Origin of the sequence: Nostoc sp. CENA543, from assembly GCF_002896875.1 — a bacterium.
Classification (GTDB): domain Bacteria; phylum Cyanobacteriota; class Cyanobacteriia; order Cyanobacteriales; family Nostocaceae; genus Trichormus.
The window spans coordinates 5632518-5654425 of the sequence record NZ_CP023278.1; the positions used below are offsets into that span (position 1 = coordinate 5632518).

Sequence of the window (21908 nt, forward strand, 5' to 3'; positions counted from 1 at the left end):
GAAAGATTTCTTCCCTATCCTCCCACACCTCCCACCCCTCCCTCACTTCCTGCTTGCTCCCTGCCCCCCTGCCTTCTACACCCTTAATTTTGAGACTTCGCCTCTAAACTTTCCAGGCGGCTTTTGAGTTCTTGGTTTTGTTGTTTGAGTTGGTCTAGTTCTTCGCGTAGGTTCTTTAAGGCGGCTTCTGTGCCGATGTTTTGCTGGACTGTGGCTAGTTCTTCTTCTGCATAACGCCGCACCCGGCCGTCTGGCGTTTGTTCGGCCAGCGATCGCAAAACGCCGATGGCTTTGGGTGTTTCCATTTGCCCCAAGGCGGTTACGACTGCCATTTGGGTTAGGAAGAAGGTTTCTTTGGCGAGTTCTGCTAATCTATCCACCAGTCTTTCTAAATTAACTGGGTTTTGACCGACGGAAATTTTGCCTAATGCGCGAATTGCTGCCAGTCTGAGTGGTTGGGATACGCCGAGTTTGGTGTATTCCAACAGTAAATCTAGGGCAGCTTCGGAGGTTTTTAGTTCTGCTAAACCCCACACTGCACCACTGCGGACAACTTCATTCCAACCTGCTCTTTCTTCTAAAACAGATTGTAATAACTTGATGACTTTTTCTTCTTTGGGTTTGTCTTCTAAGTTATTAGCAGATATCGCACCTAAACTCCGGCAAGCTGTGGCTTCTACGTAGTAACTCTTGTCACCATGTTTCACCACTTGTTTGACGGCTTTGTAACTAGCATGAGTTTTAATCTGGGCTAAAGCTTCTAATACAGCACGCCGCACATTGGCATTCTCATCTTCTAAGCCCGTCACTAAATAATCAAAGGTTTGGTCTAATTTAATTTCTGCCAATTGTTTGGCAACTTCCACCCGTACACCCCAAAATGGTTCATTTTTCAAAGCTGCACCCAAGGCTTTCACCGCTTCTAGTCCGCCTTTTTTCGCTAAAGCTGTGGCTGCATGAATGCGGGAAATGGGGTCAGGGTCGGATGTTAACTGGGCTTTTAACTCTGGTATGGGATATTCCAACACCACAGTTTTGAGGAAATTATTACTCACATCGAAGCTGACAAAATCTGGTTTATTCGCCAGTGGGAAGTAGAAACTTTGCTCTCGTTGATTGACTCTGATGCTTACAGTTTGGACTTGTGCAGATTCCCCTTGGGTGTAACCAAAACCTACAGGAATTTTTAAATCAAACAGGTATTTACTATTGTTCCTATCGGTGGGGACTTGGGTTTGAGTTACTGTTAATTTTGCTAACTTGGCTTCCCCATCCCAACTGTAAGCGACTTTAAAATCAGGATGACCACCACGATATACATACTGGTCAAACAGAAAAGCCAGATTGCGTCCGGTGGCTTTTTCGATGGCACGTAACAAATCAATCGTTTCAACGGTTTGGTGGGCGTTATCTTGAACAAAAGTCTGGACAGCTTGCCAAAATAGTTCCTCTCCCAACTCAGCCCGAATCATGTGATAAACACAAGACCCCTTTTCATAGGTGTGGCGATCGTAAAGTTCGATCGCTTCTCGGTAAACATGAGTTACTATTGGTCGGCGGTAGCGTCCGCTATCTTCACTTAAATAACTCCGCGCTTCTGATAGGCGATAATAGGCTGCTTCCTCTTGGCCATACTCCTGTTCAGTCCACATGACTTCTGAGTAGCAAGCCATCCCTTCCTTAATCCAAGCATGAGACCAATGTTTAATAACGAGTAAATCCCCGAACCATTGGTGTGCAAGTTCGTGAACTACTAAACTTTCCGTGCTGCGGTTATCTAAAGACGCTCTTTCATCGAGTAAACAACGGTCTGTTAACAGGGTGGCAGAAGTATTTTCCATCCCCCCAAAGATAAAATCACTCACACAAACTTGGGCATATTTGGGAAAAGGATAGAGATAGCCGTATTTTTGGCTTAAAAACTCGATCATCTGGGGAGTTTTGCCCATACTGCGGCGAGCATCATCCTTGCGTCCCTTCTCTACGTAGTAGGTGACTGGTTTACCTTGCCATTCCTCTTGAATGACTGCAAAATCACCGATAGCTAGGGTCATCAAGTAAGTGGGGTGAACCTGTTGCTGTAACCAATGGTAAATTTTATACTCCCCGTCTTCTGTAGTGTTAATTAATTCCCCGTTAGAAATTGCCACTAACGGTTTAGGGACACGTACACGAATTTCCGAAGTGGAAAGTTGTCCTGGGTAGTCGAAACAGGGAAACCAAAAACGAGAGTCTTCGTCTTCTCCCTGTGTCCAGACTTGTAGGGGTTTTTTGGGGTAGTGGCTATCTGGTTGGACAAAGTAGATACCACGTTGGGGTTTTTCTACAGAATAGGCGATCGCAATCAATAAGCGTTGACCAACTTGGGTAGGTTGTGACAACTCAATAGTTAGCTGTTCACCGTCATATTCAAATTTCTGTTCTACCTCATCCACCTTGACTGCTTGAATCTGCAAATTTACCGCATCCAAAGTTAAACGGTCTATACCATTGCGAATTGGCGACAAGCGAATGCTGCAATGACCTTGGTAACTTTGGTTAGGGATATCTAAATTCAGGTCAAGAAAAATATGTTCTACCTGCCCTGGACGGTCTGGATTATAGTGTGGTCTAGCCCCTGGCAGTTCAAAAGATTTGTATCCATTATTTTCGCTATCAAAAGAATAAGAGTGTGGCATAGATTTAAAGAACCTTAGTTAAAGAGTCAATAGTCATTAGTCATTAGTCATTAGTCATTAGTCATTAGTCATTAGTTGTTCTCCTCTGCTCCCTACACTCCCCACACTCCCCTCATTCCCCAATCCCCAGTCCCCAATCCCCAATCCCCAGTACAAATACTTGTAATCATTAATCTAGATTAGGATAGCTTGCGATTTTTCACCAAGCTATTTTTTTGTGATTTACAATAGGGCGTTTGCGGATTCGTACTGTGTTCCTGTGAAGTATTTTTTGAGGGATGGGCTACTGTTAGTGCGTAAGTGACTGATTCTAACTAGTACACACCGCAAAATCACCAGTTATAAATAATAATTCCGAGAAGTTGACAGTGACGTTTCTATTCACCTCAGTAACAATTTGGGGAAAAGAGGATTACTAAAATGCCTGAAAATAAATCAAAATTTTTAATTCCTGTGGTTGGTGCGGTTGTAGTCGTGGTGGGGAGTGTCGCCGCTTATATGTATTTGCGGGGGCCGGCTGGAGATGGTGCTGGGGCTTTAAGCAGTGCTAAACTTGTACCCTCATCGGCATTGATGGCTACTTACATTACCACTGATCCCAAGTCTTGGGCAAAGTTACAGCAATTCGGCACTCCTGAAGCGCAAAAATTAGTTACTCAGGGGTTAGAGAATTTTAATAAGAATGTCTTGACTAGCAATGATATTTCTTATGAAAAAGATATTCAGCCTTGGGTGGGTGGTTTAATGATTGCTGTGTTACCACCAGCACAGAGTCAATCTAACTCTTCCGGTATTCAGCGACAACCAGAACCACAAGTGCTGATGATAGCCGGCGTTAGAGATAAACTCAGTGCTTTGAATTTTGCTAACAAATTAAAAGGGCAAAAAGGAGTTAAAAATAAAGAATCTGACTATAAAGGCGAAAAAATTACCGAAACTAGCACTGAAAGTAATAGCTCACCAACATATAGTGCAGTTTTAAATAATAGCTATGTGGTATTTTCTCCCCAACGACCAGTAGTAGAAAAAGCTATTGATACCTATAAAGGTCAGCCTTCATTTATTACTAAAGATGGTGCTAATTTAGTTTTCTCTAAAGGTGTAGATGTCCAAAATTCTTTAGCACAAATTTATATTCCTGATTATGCGGGGATGATTCAGCAAATTGCAGCTACTAGCCCCTCTGGCACAGCTTTAACCCCACAAACCATTAAACAACTACAACAAGTTAAATCGATGGTGGCGGCTGTGGGTGTAGATGATAACGGTGTCAGATTCAAAGCGATCGCCAATTTAGATCCCACCAAAAACAAGTTTCAATATCAAAATTCACCCGCCAAAATTGTCGGACAATTTCCGGCAGATACTTTTGCTTTAATTACCGGACAAGGTATCAGTCAAACTTGGAAAACCATTGTCGAACAGTCAAACGAATATCCAGAATTTAAGCAAGGTTTAGAACAAACCCGTTCCCAGCTAAAAACAGCCAATTTCGACCTAGATAAAGATATTTTTAGCTGGATGGATGGCGAATTTGCCCTGGGTGCAGTTCCCTCTGATAAAGAGATATTAGCTAGCGTTGGTTTTGGTGGTGCGATTGTCTTTGATACCAGCGATCGCCAAACCGCAGCCGCTACCCTTGCTAAGTTAGATAACCTGGCCAAAACCCAAAGCATCACCGTTGCCACCAAAAACGTCAATGGTAAAGACGTTACAGAATGGCAAATTCCCCAACAAGGTGCTTTATTTGCCCACGGTTGGCTAGACCAAGATACAGTATTTTTAGCTGTGGGAGGCCCAGTCGCGGAAGCATTGGTCAATAAAAATCAAACTCTGGAAAATAGCGAAAGTTTTAAAACCATTACTAGTTCCCTACAAAAACCCAATGGCGGCTACTTCTACTTAGATATGGATAAAACCATGTCTATAGTTAATCGTTTTGCCGCCCAATCTCAACAACCCATACCCCCTGACGCTAATGCCATCCTTAGTTCTATTCGCGGTATCGGTGTAACTGCCGTAAGTCCCGATCAAGCAACTAGTCAAATAGAGTTGTTGTTAGCACTTAAACCCAGTAAGTAGTGAGGGACTGGGGATTGGGGTATTTAATTTTGAATTTTGAATTTTGAATTTTGAATTGATTTGCCCCTGCCTCACTCAGTCACACATCTTCCAGAATGATGAGTGACGGGGTACCTAAACCTGATAGATTAAGCTATCAGCGAGTAAAAACTGGTGAAAATGAAAGTCCTAGTTATTGGTGGCGATGGGTATTGCGGTTGGGCAACCGCACTGTATCTTTCCAATCGCGGTTATGAAGTTGGAATATTAGATAGTTTGGTGAGACGGCATTGGGATAACGAACTGGGTTTGGAAACCCTCACGCCGATCGCACCGATTCAGCAACGCCTCCAACGCTGGCAAGATTTGACTGGCAAATCCATTGACTTGTTCGTTGGCGACATTACTAATTACGAATTTCTGCAAAAAACTTTGCGTAAGTTTGAACCAAATGCGATCGTGCATTTCGGTGAACAGCGTTCTGCACCATTTTCGATGATTGACCGAGAACACGCAGTTCTGACTCAGGTCAATAACGTGGTAGGAACGCTGAATCTACTATATGCAATGAAAGAAGATTTTCCTGACTGTCACTTAGTCAAGTTGGGAACAATGGGTGAATACGGTACACCCAACATTGACATTGAGGAAGGTTACATCACCATTGAACACAATGGGCGTAAAGATACCCTACCTTATCCCAAACAACCAGGCTCAATGTATCACTTAAGCAAAGTGCATGATAGCCACAATATACATTTTGCTTGCCGGATTTGGGGATTAAGAGCGACAGACTTAAACCAAGGTGTGGTTTATGGTGTCCTCACCGAAGAAACAGGAATGGATGAGTTGTTAATTAACCGTCTCGATTACGATGGTGTGTTTGGTACAGCTTTGAACCGTTTCTGTATTCAAGCGGCAATTGGCCATCCTTTGACTGTTTACGGTAAAGGTGGACAAACTCGCGGCTTTTTGGATATTCGGGACACAGTGCGCTGTATCGAAATTGCGATCGCCAATCCTGCACAACCTGGTGAATTCCGCGTCTTTAACCAATTTACCGAACTATTCAGCGTCGGTGATTTGGCGTTAATGGTGAAGAAAGCCGGGAATGCTTTGGGACTAAATGTCGAAATCAGCAACCTAGACAATCCCAGAGTTGAGAAAGAAGAACATTATTTCAATGCTAAAAACACTAAATTGCTGGATTTAGGTTTACAGCCTCATTATCTCTCTGATTCTCTGCTGGATTCTCTGCTGAACTTTGCGGTAAAATACCAACAACGCGTTGATAAAAAGCAGATTTTACCGAAAGTTTCTTGGCATAGAAATTAGGTTAACTGTGCGGCTAATTACAGAACCCTATGTAAATCAAATCAGTAAATGGCCGAAAACTGGTCGTCATATACTAGCCCAATATGACGACCAGACAGTCGTTGTTTATCAAGCTTATCGTCCAGCTATTGCAAACTTTGCTGTCACTCATGGCTACTTTGGTGGCGAGTTTCAGCTTGACCGTATGAGTTGGATTAAAACCAATTTTTTGTGGATAATGTACCGTTCTGGATGGGCTGCAAAACCTGGACAGGAGGTAGTATTAGCTATTTGGCTAAAACGTACAGCTTTTGAGGAAATACCGACCAAAGTTGTACATTCTAGCTTCATACCAGAACTGTACACCACCAGAGAAGCTTGGCAAACAGCTCTCAAGCATTCCCAGGTGCGTCTGCAATGGTACCCTGATCATCACCCATCTGGGGCTAAATTAGAAAGACGGGCGATACAGTTGGGATTAAAAGGAGAAATTTTAGCCGCCTATGCTAGAGATTGGATTGTCAACATCGAAGATATTTCCGAATTTGTTCGACAGCAGCGACAAAACATTAATTCTGACTGTACAGAATTGATTACACCACGGGAGTCGGTTTACTCTGTTGTAGATAGCAAAATTCAACAGACGCTAGAATTATCCGCCTGGACTGAATAATTTCCTATGAGAATTGCCTTATTCACCGAAACCTTTTTACCCAAGGTTGACGGCATTGTGACACGCCTACGTCATACCGTTGACCACCTACAACGTCAAGGAAATCAAGTTCTAGTAGTTGCGCCAGAGGGTGGAATTACTGAACACAAAGGAGCGAAAGTTTACGGTGTCAGTGGCTTTCCTTTACCTTTGTATCCAGAATTGAAAATGGCATTACCCCGTCCAGCCATCGGTTACACTCTAGAACAGTTCAATCCAGATATCATTCATGTTGTCAATCCGGCTGTTTTGGGTTTATCAGGGATTTTCTATAGTAAAGTGATGAAAATTCCCCTTGTTGCTTCTTATCATACCCATTTACCCCAATATCTGCAACATTACGGTTTGGGAATGTTAGAAGGATTACTTTGGGAACTGTTGAAAGGGGCGCACAATCAAGCCGTTTTAAATTTATGTACTTCTACCGCCATGATGGCAGAACTTTCATCACATGGCATCGAAAGAGTAGATTTATGGCAGAGGGGAGTAGATACCGAATTATTTCACCCTGATTTAGCCAGTTTAGAAATGCGCGATCGCCTCAGCCAAAATCACCCAGAAAGCCCCTTATTATTGTATGTAGGTCGTCTTTCTGCCGAAAAAGAAATTGAGCGCATTAAACCCATATTAGAAGCCATTCCCCAAGCCAGATTAGCCCTAGTCGGAGACGGCCCCCATCGCCAAGCTTTAGAAAAACACTTTGCAGGGACAAATACTAATTTTGTCGGCTATCTCATGGGACGAGAGTTAGGTTCAGCCTTCGCCAGTGCTGATGCTTTTATCTTCCCTTCCCGCACCGAGACACTAGGTTTAGTATTACTAGAAGCTATGGCCGCCGGTTGTCCCGTCGTCGCAGCACGTTCTGGTGGTATTCCCGACATTGTCACAGATGGTATCAACGGATATTTGTTTGATCCCAAAGCTGACATTCAAGATGCCATTGACGCAACTGTTAAGCTATTAGAAAACAAACAAGAGCGCGAAACCATCCGCAAAAACGCCCGCCGAGAAGCAGAAAAATGGGGATGGGCTGCTGCTACACAGCAACTACAAGATTATTATCAAAAAATCCTGTATGGCAAGACCACAGGGAATAGGTTACAGGTGACAGGAATTAGGGAATAGGGACTCTAAAGGCGAAAGGTCAAAGGCAAAAGGTAAAAGTAAAAAGTCAAAAGAGAATCATCTTTCAACTTTTTACTTTTCCTGGATCATGAAGGAAAAACTAATGACTAATGACTAATGACTAGTGACTAAAAACTAATGACTCTTCCTAATCCTGGTAGCGTCTTGGCTACATTAACAGAACTGACTCAAGTGAATCGCACCCACGCTTTATTGCGGCGGGTGAAAGACCTTTCTGTTAATGAATTTGTTTGTTTACTAGACTTTATTACTGCCGAATTTCAGCAATTTCTCAGAGCTATTGAACTTATTAATAATGAAGCTCTAGAAAATATGCTGGAAAAAGTTCTAGAAGCAATCACCCTGAAAATTGGTCAAATTCTTCAAGCAGAACATACAGCAATTTTTTTAGTTGACCATGATAAAAGTCAATTGTGGTCAAAAGTTCCTCAAGATAATGGACAAAAATTTTTAGAAATTCGTACTCCTATTACTTTTGGAATTCCTGGTCATGTTGCTAGTACAGGTCAATATTTAAACATAGGAGAAACTGCTACTCATCCTCTGTTTAGTCCTGACTTGGAAAAACAAATGGGCTATACAATTCACAATATTTTATGTATGCCCGTTGTCAGTAGTAAAAATCAAGTAGTTGCAGTAGTCCAACTAGCAAATAAAACTGGTGATACACCGTTTAATTATGAAGACGAAGAACATTTTCGTGATTTTGCTGCATCTATTGGCATTATTTTAGAAACCTGTCAATCTTTTTATGTTGCTGCACGTAACCAACGAGGTGCAACAGCACTTTTACGAGCGACGCAAACACTAGGGCAAAGTTTAGACTTAGAAGCTACTTTGCAAATAGTGATGGAGCAAGCGAGAATTTTAATGCAGGCTGACCGCAGTACGTTGTTTTTGTACCGCAAAGAAATGGGGGAATTGTGGACAAAAGTAGCAGCCGCCGCAGATACGAAAAATTTGATGGAAATTCGGATTCCGACTAGCCGGGGAATCGCTGGTTATGTAGCTTCCACAGGGGAAGCTCTCAATATTCCTGATGCTTATAAAGACCCAAGATTTGACCCGACTACAGATAGAAGGACTGGTTATTTAACCCGCAACATTTTATGTTTACCAGTATTTAATTCTGCGAATGAATTAATAGGTGTAACGCAGTTAATTAATAAACAACAAGGAAGTTTTACCGCCTCTGATGAAGAGTTTATGCGAGCTTTTAATATTCAGGCGGGAATAGCTTTAGAAAATGCCCGTTTATTTGAAAATGTGCTGTTAGAAAAACAATATCAAAAAGATATACTGCAAAGTTTATCAGATGCAGTAATTTCTACAGATATGGCTGGTCGCATAGTCACTATTAATGATGCAGCCTTAGAGTTATTGGGTTGTCCTTTAGGAGATGTTAACTATAAAAGTAATAAAATTTTGTGGGAGCATAATTTAATTGGTCGCCTGGTTTGGGAGGTTGTACCAGTAGACAATTTGCAAATGCGTCTAGAAGATAGTTTAAAAACTGGTGCTAGACATTATGTTCCAGAGCAAAGTTTGACTTTGGGAATTTATCAATTACAAAATACTGAAGGTATACTCACTAGTGAAGCTCAATATTCTATTTTGACAGTGCGCGATCGCACTAACCCTGACATTTTTATTCCCTGGAATTTACCCCTAACTCCCCAGTCCAAGTTTCTCACCTCCGAACAGATTAGCATTCTAGACCGTAGTATTAATTTAACTGTTAATCCCCTAACTAACCCAGAAGGCGGTGTCAGGGGTGGGTTGGTTGTATTGGAAGATATCAGCCAAGAGAAACGCCTAAAAACTGCCATGTATCGCTATCTAACTCCCCACGTTGCTGAACAAGTAATGGCGGTGGGAGAAGATGCTTTAATGGTAGGTGAAAGGAAAGAAGTAACAATTTTATTTTCTGACATCCGTGGTTACACCACATTGACCGAAAATCTGGGTGCGGCGGAAGTAGTATCACTGCTGAACCAGTATTTTGAAACAATGGTAGAAGCAGTATTTAACTACGAAGGCACCTTAGATAAATTTATTGGTGATGCGTTAATGGCTGTATTTGGCGCGCCCCTGCCATTGACCGAAAATCATGCTTGGCGCGCAGTACAATCAGCCTTAGATATGCGCCAACGCTTAGAAGAATTTAACCAACGGCGCATTATTCAGGCTCAACCGAAAATTAATATTGGTATTGGTATTAGTTCTGGGGAAGTAGTCTCAGGAAATATCGGTTCCCAAAAACGGATGGACTATACAGTTATTGGTGATGGTGTAAATTTAAGTTCCCGTTTGGAGACAGTCACAAAAGAATATGGTTGTGACATTATTTTAAGTGAATTTACTTATCAACTATGCAGCGATCGCATTTGGGTACGTCAATTAGATAAAATCCGAGTCAAAGGTAAACACCAAGCCGTAAACATTTACGAACTCATTAGCGATCGCACGACTCCCTTAGACGATAATACCCAGGAGTTTTTGTTTCACTACCATGCTGGCCGTGAAGCTTGCTTATCTCGTAATTTTACAGGAGCGATCGCCCATTTTGAGGCAGCCAAACACATCAAACCCACAGACCAAGCAGTCATTTTGCAACTAGAACGCGCCCATAACTACCAACGTACACCGCCTCCAGATGATTGGGATGGTGTTTGGACAATCACGGTAAAGTAGTCATTAGTCATTAGTTATTGGTTGTTTCCAATGCCCAATGCCCAATTCTCGTTTCATGACTCTTCAGGGTTTTCGCCTTCATCTTGAAACGGGTTCTCACCAATTTGTAACTGTTTTTTTGTCCGCTTTAAGTTTTTCCACAAGGCTTTAATTTGTTCGTAAGCATCCTCTGGTTTTAATTTTCCAGATGTTTCTAGGTTGCAGATGTAACTGATTTTTTGGGCAAATTCTTGGAGATTAGCATTAAAAACCAAGTTTTCTGGCTTGACTTGACCATAGTAACGACCACGAGGGTAGAGAAAATTGTCTTTACTCACTATTTTTTTCTCCATTTATTCAACTCCCGTTTGACTTCCATCATTAACACTAAATTTCTAGTAGCATTTTTATCCTAACTTTTATTTTTTTAAGTATAACTACTATGAAATTAGGTAATATTTAGGGTTTTATTTAGCAATAAAATCTGCGTAATAGTTTGAAAATGCTTTTTGGTCTTGTCTGTATTAAACTCGATACTTTTTGGGTTGTAGATACTATTCACCTAATAAAGTTTGTTTCATCATATTTTATCTGTTACATAATTGTCATGTAACTTTTCTTTATGATACAAAAATTAAAGTATCAATATATACAAATATTTGGCATTTCCGAAACAACCGAACTCTACAAATATCATAGTTAAAAATAATTCTCTTCTATTGCAGGTTACATATCCCTACTCTCTTAACCAGTTGTCTGTCTGGGGAGTGGTGAGTAGTGAGTGGTGAGTGCTGAGTTTCATAGTCACTCGTTATCGGTTTTCCTTCCCAGTCCCCAATCCCCAGACTTGAATAGCTAATAGGGAATAACTAAAGATAAAATGGTGAAGCCCGAAAGCACAAAAGCTGTCCATCGCCTAAAATCTTACCCTCCATCATGTCTGTTAATTCCAAGCTATACGAAGGCAAAGCAAAAATTCTCTATGCAACTGATGATCCTGAAGTTTTACTAGCAGACTTCAAGGATGATGCAACTGCATTTAATGCCCAAAAGCGAGGAAGTATCCTTGGCAAAGGCAATATCAACTGTAGTATTTCTAGCCAACTGTTTCAGCAGTTGGAAAAGTCTGGTATTAAAACACACTATATAGATAGCCCTGCGCCTCATCAAATGCGCGTTAAGGCAGTAAAAATCCTACCTTTAGAAGTAGTTATCCGTAATATTGCGGCTGGAAGTCTGTGTCAACAAACAGGGTTAGAACTGGGTACAGTATTAAAGCAACCCCTAGTAGAGTTTTATTATAAAAACGATCAATTAGGTGATCCACTACTAACACGCGATCGCCTTTTACTACTAGAACTAGCGACACCGGAACAAGTAGATGCAATTACTCATCTAGCATTGCAAATTAATGAATTTCTCCAGAAATTCTGGTTGGACTGCGGTATCACTCTCGTTGACTTCAAACTAGAATTTGGCGTTGACTCACAAGGCAATTTACTCTTGGCAGATGAAATTAGTCCTGATACCTGTCGTTTGTGGAATGTCACGGAAACAGATCCTAATCGCCGTGTTATGGATAAAGACCGTTTCCGTAAAGACCTGGGGAATGTAGAAGATGCTTATCAGGAGGTTTTACAAAGGGTGTTGCAAGCGGTAGAAACTAAGTGATGAGTGCTGAGTAATGAGTAATGAGTAATGAGTAATGAGTTTACGCGATGTGCGACTTATTTTGGAAACCCCTCTCCATAGAGCGAAGCTCTTCTCGTAGAGTACCTCTCCCCCCTACAAGGAGAGAGGCTTTAAATCTTGCTCCCCTTCCCTACCAGGGAAGGGGTTGGGGGTTAGGTTTAAATAAAAGTTGCACACAGTGTGAATTTTGAGTTTTGAGTGTTTTGAGAAAAGTGGGGCGTTAGCCTGTGCTGAGTGAGGAATTAGGGAAAGAATATTGTGTAATAGTCACCAGTCCCAAATCCCTAGTCCCCAATCCCTAATTATCGTGATGGTGTGTGGATGTGAAGAGGAATATAAGTAAAATGCGTTTATCTCCCGTATTAGTGACAGCTGTAGCGATTACAGCACCTTTAACCGGCTCTTTGAGTGCTAATGCCCAAACTCCTAACAGTTTAGAGGTAACAGCAGAAGTTGCCCCAAGTGCCAATAATCAACAATTAGAACAGGTTGAAACTGCACCAGAACAGCAGCCCCAAGTTACTGAAGTGAAAAACTTGGCAGAAACTCCGACTGCGGAAACTTCTGCTAAGGTTGCTTTATCATCTAATGAGAAATCGACAAAATCCGCAGTAACGGTAACAAAAGAAGTAACTGTACCGACTATAGAAATTGCTACAACCCCAAGTTCTACTGCTCAAAAATCTAATTCTCTTCCCACTATTTCAGTCTCATCTGCTACTACTAAAGATTTAACTGCTCAAAAGTCAGTTTTTAAATCCCCTGTAGTTATTTCTTCGTCTCCATTAAAAATAACAACTACAAAAACAGCATTAAGTAACCAGGGAACAGCTAGTCAACTAGTACAAGCACCAGTTACAAATCCTGTTACGCCAACGCCAGAGACAACACCCACTGACACAACAACAGAACCAGAAACCCCGACATTAGAAATAACACCTACAACCCCAACAACAGAACCCGCAAACACACCAACATTAGAAACAACACCCACAACCCCAACACCAGATTCTCCTAATCCCCCCGCAACACAGGATAATTTCAACACTCCCAGCAACACCCAAGAAACTACAGAACCCCGTGTGTTGGTATCAGAAGTGTTGGTGCGATCGCAAACAGGACAACTTGCCCCAGAATTAGAAACTCAAGTTTATAATGTGATCCGCACCCAACCAGGACGGACAACCACGCGTACACAATTGCAAGAAGACATTAACGCTATTTTCGCTACTGGCTTCTTCTCTAATGTCCAAGCTGCGCCAGAGGACACTCCCTTGGGTGTCAGGGTAAATTTTGTTGTCCAGCCCAACCCCGTGTTAACTAAAGTAGAAATACAAGCTAACCCTGGTACTGGAGTTGCTTCTGTGCTGCCATCTGGAACGGCGGATGAAATTTTCCGTGAACAATACGGCAAAATTCTCAACTTGCGTGACTTACAAGAAGGCATCAAGCAACTAACTAAGCGATATCAAGACCGAGGTTATGTTTTAGCTAACGTCGTTGGTGCGCCACAAGTAACCGAAAGTGGAGTTGTCACCCTGCAAGTGGCGGAAGGCGTGGTAGAAAACATTAAAGTCCGCTTCCGTAACAAAGAAGGTCAAGATGTCAACGAGAAAGGTGAACCAATTAGAGGTCGCACCAGAGAGTATGTAATTAAGCGGGAATTAGAGTTAAAACCAGGACAAGTATTTAACCGCAACACCGTACAAAAAGACCTACAACGGGTATTCGGGACAGGATTATTTGAAGATGTCAACGTTTCCCTTGACCCTGGCACTGACCCTAGTAAAGTTGATATAGTCGTGAATGTAGTTGAGCGTAGTAGTGGTTCTATTGCGGCAGGCGCGGGGATTAGTTCTGCGAGTGGACTTTTCGGTACAATCAGCTATCAGCAGCAAAACCTGGGCGGTAGAAACCAAAAACTAGGAGCTGAAGTCCAAGTTGGCGAAAGGGAGTTACTATTTGACCTCCGCTTCACAGATCCTTGGATTGCAGGTGATCCTTACCGGACTTCTTATACAGCCAATATTTTCCGTCGCCGTTCTATTTCCTTGATTTTTGACGGTCAGGATAATGATATTAGAACATTTGACCCGAATAATATTACTAACACTGATGAACAAGACCGTCCCCGTGTCACCCGCCTTGGTGGTGGCATAACCTTCACCCGTCCTTTATCTGGTAATCCTTACGAAAGAGCCGAATGGACTGCTTCAGCCGGATTCCAGTATCAACGAGTAACTACCCGTGATGCTGACGGTAACTTGAGAAAAGAGGGGGCAGTATTTGATGATAACGGCAACCGTACCAGTGAAACTATTCCCCTGAGTTTTTCCGGTACAGGAGAAGATGATTTATTGTTCCTACAGTTAGGAGCGCAGCGCGATCGCCGCAACAATCCTTTACAACCTACTAGTGGTTCTTTCCTGCGTTTCGGTGTAGACCAATCAGTACCCATTGGTTCAGGTAGTATTTTCCTTACCAGACTGCGGGGTAGCTATAGCCAATATTTACCCGTGAAATTTACAGGCTTTACCAAAGGCCCCGAAACCCTAGCCTTTAACATCCAAGGGGGTACAGTCTTCGGTGATTTACCTCCCTATGAAGCCTTTACCCTTGGCGGTAGTAACTCCGTGCGTGGTTATGAAGAAGGCACACTGAGCAGTGGCCGCAGCTACGTACAAGCATCAGTAGAATATCGTTTTCCAGTATTTTCAGTTATTAGTGGCGCGTTATTCTTTGATGTCGGTAGCGACTTAGGTACTACCACCAGAGCAGCTGAAATATTGAATAAAAACGGCACAGGCTACGGCTACGGCTTAGGCGTGCGCGTACAATCACCCCTTGGCCCAATCCGCATCGACTACGGTCTCAATGACGACGGTGAGAGCCGGATTAACTTTGGCATTGGCGAGAGATTCTAGGTAGTCAATAGTCATTAGTCATTAGTCATTAGTCATTAGTCATTAGTCATTAGTCATTAGGGAAAAGATTCTACCTTGTCTACCTTATCTCCCTTGCCCCCTGCCCCCTGCCCTCTACCTCCCCAGTCCCCAGTCCCCATTTAATTTTTTGCTCAGGGTTTTACCAAGACTTTATATGAACAACAACAACCTATATATACTGAGTTGGTGCCTATGCTAGAACACACCCTGGCTGCGGCAATTACTCAAACTGGTGTGGGACTCCATAGCGGTGTTACTACCCAAGTGCGGATACTACCGGCGGATGCAGGAAGTGGACGTTATTTTGTCAGGGTCGATTTGCCGGATTCGCCTATTATTCCTGCCCAAGTTGCGGCTGTGAGTCAAACTGTACTGTCAACACAATTGGGGAAAGGCGAAGTATCGGTTCGCACAGTGGAACATTTATTGGCGGCTTTGGCGGGTATGGGTGTAGATAATGCCCGTATAGAAATTGATGGGGGAGAAGTACCGCTTTTAGATGGTTCGGCGCGGATATGGGCAAATAGCATTGCACAAGCAGGTTTGACTCCCCAAACAGCTACTCAACCCCAAAGCCCCATCACCGTAGAACAGCCTATCTGGATTCGTCAAGATGATGCTTTTGTAGCGGCGATCCCAGCGTCCGAAACCCGCTTTAGCTACGGGATTGATTTTGATTTACCAGCGATTGGTAATCAATGGCATAGTTGGTGTAAAGTTAGCGATTCAGTACAAGCTGGTTTGAGCTTTAGTGAAGAGATAGCCCCAGCCCGAACTTTTGGGTTGGCTCATCAAATTGAATATTTACAAAAATCTGGGTTGATTAAAGGTGGTAGCTTAGATAATGCCCTGGTTTGTGGTACTGATGGTTGGGTAAATCCGCCATTAAGATTTGCAAATGAACCAGTCCGTCATAAAATTTTGGATTTAGTAGGGGATTTAAGTTTATTGGGATATTTTCCCTGCGCGCATTTTTTGGCGTACAAAGCCAGTCATAATTTACATATTCAGCTGGCACAAAAAATTCTAGCTGATGGTTCAAATTCACCATCCCAGCTAAATCCCAAAGTCGAATTCAATTACACCACCCATGTCAACCCTATCTGAAGTCAATAGTCATAACGCGATCGCTTCTCCATCTCCCGATGCAGCTGCACCTGAAATTCAGACGACTTTCAGCCCAGAAGAAATCCTGGAGCTACTGCCCCATCGTTATCCAATCCTACTTGTAGATAAAATTATCAACTATGTCCCAGGTAAACTGGCTGTAGGTATTAAAAACGTTACATTTAACGAGCCGCAGTTTCAGGGACACTTCCCAGGTAGACCACTGATGCCAGGTGTGTTAATTGTAGAAGCAATGGCTCAAGTAGGGGGTGTGATTTTAAGACAATTACCAGATTCAGAAAAGGGACTGTTTGTTTTTGCTGGTATAGATAAAGTCCGCTTCCGTCGTCAGGTAGTACCAGGAGACCAGCTAACCATGACAGTGGAACTGTTATGGATTAAACAGCGTCGTTTCAGCAAAATGCAAGCCCGTGCAGAAGTTGACGGTCAACTTGCTGCTGAAGGCGAATTGATGTTTTCTATGGTTAACTAAAATCTACCGATGTGGTGGAGAGTATAGCCGTAGACTGTTTTAAATTTTCCAAGCAGAAGACTAATTACATAAAACCGCCACCAAAGGATTTGAGATTTGAAACTGGCGATTTTGAATGATTTTCTTCAGTACCTTCTTAACGACTGATTGGTAAAATATCTCGAAATCATCAACCCAAAATCCCCAATCCGAAATTGATTGTTTTTCGCCGACCTCACACATTCACTTGCCCGACCTTCTTCTTATGAAGAATCACACACTCAGTTACGCCAGGAGTCTCTACTTTGCCAGCAAAGCAAGGCACTGGCTTATCAAGACAGTTCTGGAGATTGACCCTTGAAAACCCTGATTCATCCAACTGCTGTAATTCATCCAAACTCGGAACTACACCCAACGGTGCAAGTCGGTGCTTATGCTGTGATCGGAGCAAACGTCAAAGTCGGTGCTGACACTATTATCGGCGCGCACGCAATTATAGAAGGGCCTTGTGAAATTGGTGTAGGAAATCAAATTTTTCCTGGCGCAGCCATCGGGATGGAACCCCAAGACCTCAAGTTTGTTGGCGAACCGACTTGGGTAAGAATAGGCGATCGCAATTTGATTCGCGAGTACGTCACCATTAACCGCGCCACCGGTGCAGGGGAAGCCACAATCATTGGCAATGACAACCTACTGATGGCTTATGTTCATGTAGCTCATAACTGTGTAATTGAAGACTCAGTTATTATCGCAAACTCCGTAGCTCTAGCTGGACACGTTCATATAGAGTCACGCGCCAGACTAAGCGGCGTTTTAGGTGTGCATCAATTCGTACACATTGGTAGACACGCAATGGTAGGAGGAATGGCACGCATTGATCGTGATGTGCCGCCTTATATGCTCGTAGAAGGCAACCCAGGACGCATTAGAACCCTGAATTTAGTAGGTCTGAAACGTTCGGGATTTGATAGCAGCGAGTTACAACTACTCAAAAAAGCCTTTCGCATACTTTACCGTTCTAGTCTCAGTTTTAAAGAAGCTTTAGAACAACTCGAATCATTGGGAGACACCGAAACCCTGCAAAACCTCCGCCGCTTCCTGTTACTGTCCCAAATGCCAGGAAGACGAGGCTTGATTCCCGGCAGAGGGAGAGTAAGCGGGAGTGATGAGTCTTAGGCAGGGGAGGCAGGGGAAGCAGGGGGGCAGGGGGCAGGGGGCAGGGGAGACAAGGTAGACAAGGTAGACAAGGTAGAATTTCTTACCAATCCCCAATTCCCAGTCCCCAATCCCCAGTCCCCAATACCTAATCCCCAATCCCTAACTTTTGGATTTTCAATGCGAATATTTATTAGCACTGGTGAAGTTTCTGGCGATTTGCAAGGCTCGCTGTTGATTGCGGCGTTGCAGCGTCAAGCTGTGGCGGCGGGTATAGAATTGGAGATTGTCGCCTTGGGTGGTGACAAAATGGCGACGGCTGGGGCAAAGATTTTGGGGAATACCAGTGGTATTGGTTCGATGGGTATTCTGGAATCTTTGCCTTATGTTTTGCCAACTTTAAGAGTACAGCGTCAGGCGATCGCCTATTTAAAACAATATCCCCCCGATTTAGTGGTGTTAATTGACTACATGGGGCCGAATATTGGCATCGGTAGTTATATGCAAAAGCATTTACCGAATGTGCCTGTGGCTTACTATATTGCGCCGCAGGAGTGGGTATGGTCGATGAGTTTGCAAAATACTTCTCGGATTGTGGGATTTACCGATAAGTTATTGGCAATATTTCCAGAAGAAGCCCGTTATTTTAGCCGGAATGGGGCGAATGTCACTTGGGTAGGTCATCCCCTCATTGACCGGATGCAAGACGCGCCTAGCCGGGAAATAGCCCGTGCTGAATTAGGAATTGATGCCGAGCAGATAGCGATCGCACTTCTGCCTGCTTCCAGAAAACAAGAATTAAAATATTTACTGCCAGTAATTTTTCAAGCTGCCCAAAATATCCAAAGCAAACTACCAACAGCTCACTTTTGGATTCCCCTGTCGTTGGAAGTTTACAGAAAGCCAATTGAGGAGGCTGTGAAAAGTTATGGACTGAGGGCGACAATTCTCTCAGGTAAACAAAAAGAAGTATTTGCGGCGGCTGATTTCGCCATTACCAAATCCGGCACAGTGAACTTAGAACTGGCTTTATTAAACGTGCCGCAGGTGGTAGTGTATCGTTTACATCCCGTCACCGCCTGGATTGCGAGAACTATCCTCAGAGGTTCTATTCCCTTTGCGTCGCCACCTAACTTAGTGGTGATGAAACCAATTGTGCCGGAGTTATTGCAAGAACAAGCCACCCCAGAAAACATTACCCAAGCCGCAATGGAATTATTGCTGAATCCTCAAAAGCGAGAGCAAACCTTGGCAGATTACCAACAAATGCGCCAGTGTTTGGGAGAATTGGGAGTGTGCGATCGCGCAGCTCAAGAAATTTTGCAAATGCTTGGGAGTGCTGAGTGATGAGTAGTGAGTTGGGTGGAAAATGGTAGTGATGATTCTGGATTTTAAATTTTGAATTCAGCCCTGTTGCCAAAATATGGTTGAGACACCATAATTCGTCTTAAACGTTGATAAAAATCGCTAATCAAAAAGCTTAAATGTGAATCAGGGTTAATCAATCAGCCTCACAGTTAGAAATGAGACTCAGCACCCAGCACCCAGCACCGGCTAAACGCCGCGCTACCGCTAACAGCACTCAGCACTCACTCACCACTCAAAAACGTCCCATCGCAGTAGATTTGTTTGCGGGTGCGGGTGGAATGACCCTTGGTTTTGAGCAGGCTGGCTTTGATGTGTTGGCGGCGGTGGAAATTGACCCAATTCACTGTGCTACCCATGAGTTTAATTTTCCGTTCTGCACGGTGTTGTGTAAAAGTGTAGAACAGACGACTGGTTTGGAAATTAGGGAGCGATCGCTCATTGGTGATCAAGAAATAGATGCGGTAATTTGTGGTTCTCCCTGTCAAGGTTTTTCGTTGATGGGTAAACGGATTTTTGATGATCCCCGTAATTCTTTGGTGTTTCATTTTCATCGGTTGGTTTTAGAGTTACAACCAAAGTTTTTTGTAATGGAAAATGTTCGGGGAATTACCATTGGTGAACACAAACAAATCCTCAAACTATTAATTGATGAATTTAAAGCTTACGGTTATCAAGTAGAAGAACAATATCAAATTCTTAATGCTGCTAATTATGGTGTTCCTCAAGCGCGGGAAAGATTATTTTTGCTGGGTGCGAGAAAAGATATCACCTTACCCAATTATCCCCAGCCAATTACCCAAATAGCCAAACCCCATCCAAATTTATCTGATAACTCAGAATTACCAATTTGTCCCACAGTTTGGCAAGCGATCGGCGATTTACCAGAGGCGGAAGATTATTCAGAGTTATTACATAGAGATTGGGTAATTGCAGAATATAAAAAACCTAGTATTTATGCTGAGGTGATGCGCGGAATCAGGACTACTACAGATAATTATGCTTATCCTCGTCAATTTGACACCCGAATTTTATCTTCCAGTCTGAGAACAAATCACTCAGAAACTACAAGACAACGTTTTCAGGAGACTCACCAAGGAGAGAGAGAACCTATTAGCCGATTTCATAAGTTACATCCGGCTGGTGTGTGCAATACTTTGAGGGCGGGAACGGATAAATATAAAGGTTCTTTTACCTCGCCTCGACCAATTCACCCTTTTTCCCCCAGATGTATCACTGTGCGGGAAGCTGCGCGTCTACATTCTTACCCAGATTGGTTTAGATTCCACATCACCAAATGGCATGGTTTTCGTCAAGTCGGGAATTCTGTACCGCCTTTATTAGCTAAAGCAGTAGCTCAAGAGATTATTCGCAGTTTAAAGATATCGCCTGTTAAACCTAGTATTGAGTATCAATTGGGAGAAGAAAGGCTTTTACAGCTAAATATCTCCCAAGCTGAACAATATTATTACTTTTAAGTTTTGAATTGGCATTATGTCGAAGCGCGGAAAAATTTACTAATTAGCCATCATGAACTACATACACAAGAAAACATGAAAAAGTCTTTCCCTTACACCCCTACACCCCTTTTTCAAGCTAGAACAGTAACCCATGAGCCAGGAAAGAGAAAGAACCGATAATGATTCACCGTGGAAAGAAATTTTAGAAGCGTACTTTCCCCAAGCAATGCAGTTTTTCTTCCCCCAAACAGCCGCACTAATTAACTGGGAACGTCCCCACGAATTTCTCGACAAGGAATTTCAACAAATAGCCAGGGAGGCTGAACAGGGTAGAAGATACGCTGATAAATTAGTCAAAGTTTGGCAACTTCAAGGAGAGGAAATTTGGCTATTGATTCATGTAGAAATCCAAGCCAAACCAGAAGATAACTTTGCCGAAAGGATGTTTTCTTATAACTTGCGAATCTTTGACAAATTTGGTCAACCTGCCATCAGTTTAGCAATTTTGTGTGATGCTGACTCAAATTGGCGACCAAATCAATACAGTTATAATTATCCTGATTGTGCCTTGCATTTTCGATTTGGTAGTGTCAAGTTACTCGATTATCAAAATCGTTGGGCAGAATTAGAAGCTAGTGATAATCCTTTTGCTACTGTGGTAATGGCACATTTAAAGACACAGCAAACCACTAAGCAACCAGGAGAACGCAAAGCATGGAAATTTAGCCTGATTCGGCGATTGTATGAACAAGGACTACAAGAAAGGGATATTCGTAACCTTTATCGTTTCATAGATTGGGTGATGATTTTGCCAAAACCTTTAGAAGCAGAATTTTGGCAAGAGTTTAAACAATTTGAGCAGGAGCGTACTATGAGTTACATTACCACAGGTGAGCGCATTGGCTACGAGCGCGGCAAGGAAGAAGGAAAACAGGAAGGTGAGCAAGCACTTGTACTACGGTTACTGCAAAAACGGGTGGGAGATTTACCCGCAGAAGTTCGGGAACAGATTCAAAGTCTTTCTCTAGAACAGTTGGAAACACTGGGTGAAGCTTTATTAGATTTTAGTGCGATCGCTGACTTATTCAACTGGCTCGATGCAAACCCCACCGTTTAACTAATTGCTGA

At 42.8% G+C, this 21908-nt stretch carries 15 protein-coding genes; 13 read left to right on the top strand and 2 right to left on the bottom strand.

The window, feature by feature from the left end; translation table 11 throughout:
- Positions 1–83 precede the first annotated feature (83 nt).
- Positions 84–2678 (bottom strand): M1 family metallopeptidase, encoded by a 2595-nt coding sequence (locus CLI64_RS23535; RefSeq protein ID WP_103139494.1) that lies wholly within the window; start codon positions 2676–2678, stop codon positions 84–86.
- Between the two features lie 420 nt (positions 2679–3098).
- Here CLI64_RS23535 and CLI64_RS23540 point away from each other — a divergent pair, with 420 nt between their 5' ends.
- From CLI64_RS23540 to CLI64_RS23560, 5 genes are all read left to right on the top strand, one after another.
- The gene (locus CLI64_RS23540) at positions 3099–4760 is read left to right on the top strand and encodes a DUF3352 domain-containing protein (protein ID WP_103139495.1); all 1662 of its coding nucleotides are present in this window, start codon (positions 3099–3101) and stop codon (positions 4758–4760) included.
- A gap of 159 nt (positions 4761–4919) precedes the next feature.
- Positions 4920–6074: an NAD-dependent epimerase/dehydratase family protein gene (locus CLI64_RS23545; protein ID WP_103139496.1), complete on the top strand. Its 1155-nt coding sequence runs from the start codon at positions 4920–4922 to the stop codon at positions 6072–6074.
- Positions 6075–6081: 7 nt separating this feature from the next.
- Entirely contained in the window at positions 6082–6726 is a 645-nt protein-coding gene (locus CLI64_RS23550) for a DUF4291 domain-containing protein (protein WP_103139497.1), read from the top strand.
- 6 nt (positions 6727–6732) lie between these two features.
- The gene (locus CLI64_RS23555) at positions 6733–7890 is read left to right on the top strand and encodes a glycosyltransferase family 1 protein (protein ID WP_103139498.1); all 1158 of its coding nucleotides are present in this window, start codon (positions 6733–6735) and stop codon (positions 7888–7890) included.
- A gap of 138 nt (positions 7891–8028) precedes the next feature.
- On the top strand, positions 8029–10605 hold the full coding sequence (locus CLI64_RS23560; protein ID WP_103139499.1) for a GAF domain-containing protein: 2577 nt from the start codon (positions 8029–8031) through the stop codon (positions 10603–10605).
- A 53-nt stretch (positions 10606–10658) separates the two neighbouring features.
- Here the strand turns inward: CLI64_RS23560 and CLI64_RS23565 are convergent, their stop codons facing one another.
- The gene (locus CLI64_RS23565; RefSeq protein ID WP_103139500.1) at positions 10659–10937 is read right to left on the bottom strand and encodes a hypothetical protein; all 279 of its coding nucleotides are present in this window, start codon (positions 10935–10937) and stop codon (positions 10659–10661) included.
- Positions 10938–11520: 583 nt separating this feature from the next.
- On the opposite strand from CLI64_RS23565, the gene purC reads away from it, so the two are divergent.
- The 8 genes from purC to CLI64_RS23610 all read left to right on the top strand — a co-directional run bounded on the left by purC (position 11521) and on the right by CLI64_RS23610 (position 21897).
- Entirely contained in the window at positions 11521–12255 is a 735-nt protein-coding gene (purC, locus tag CLI64_RS23570) for a phosphoribosylaminoimidazolesuccinocarboxamide synthase (protein WP_103139501.1), read from the top strand.
- Positions 12256–12620: 365 nt separating this feature from the next.
- Positions 12621–15200 (top strand): BamA/TamA family outer membrane protein, encoded by a 2580-nt coding sequence (locus tag CLI64_RS23575; protein WP_103139502.1) that lies wholly within the window; start codon positions 12621–12623, stop codon positions 15198–15200.
- A 213-nt stretch (positions 15201–15413) separates the two neighbouring features.
- Positions 15414–16328 (top strand): UDP-3-O-acyl-N-acetylglucosamine deacetylase, encoded by a 915-nt coding sequence (lpxC, locus tag CLI64_RS23580; RefSeq protein WP_103139503.1) that lies wholly within the window; start codon positions 15414–15416, stop codon positions 16326–16328.
- Positions 16312–16821 (top strand): 3-hydroxyacyl-ACP dehydratase FabZ, encoded by a 510-nt coding sequence (gene fabZ / locus CLI64_RS23585; RefSeq protein ID WP_103139504.1) that lies wholly within the window; start codon positions 16312–16314, stop codon positions 16819–16821. Before lpxC ends, fabZ begins: the two co-directional genes overlap by 17 nt.
- Positions 16822–17157: 336 nt before the next feature.
- Positions 17158–17976 (top strand): acyl-ACP--UDP-N-acetylglucosamine O-acyltransferase, encoded by an 819-nt coding sequence (gene lpxA, locus CLI64_RS23590; protein WP_103139505.1) that lies wholly within the window; start codon positions 17158–17160, stop codon positions 17974–17976.
- A 159-nt stretch (positions 17977–18135) separates the two neighbouring features.
- Positions 18136–19302, top strand: a complete 1167-nt coding sequence (gene lpxB / locus CLI64_RS23600; RefSeq protein WP_103139507.1) for a lipid-A-disaccharide synthase — start codon at positions 18136–18138, stop codon at positions 19300–19302.
- Positions 19303–19601: 299 nt separating this feature from the next.
- Positions 19602–20798: a DNA cytosine methyltransferase gene (locus tag CLI64_RS23605; protein ID WP_264082510.1), complete on the top strand. Its 1197-nt coding sequence runs from the start codon at positions 19602–19604 to the stop codon at positions 20796–20798.
- Between the two features lie 133 nt (positions 20799–20931).
- Positions 20932–21897 carry a DUF4351 domain-containing protein gene (locus CLI64_RS23610; protein ID WP_103139509.1) on the top strand — a complete coding sequence of 322 codons (966 nt, stop codon included), beginning with the start codon at positions 20932–20934 and terminating at the stop codon, positions 21895–21897.
- The last annotated feature ends 11 nt before the right edge of the window (positions 21898–21908 follow it).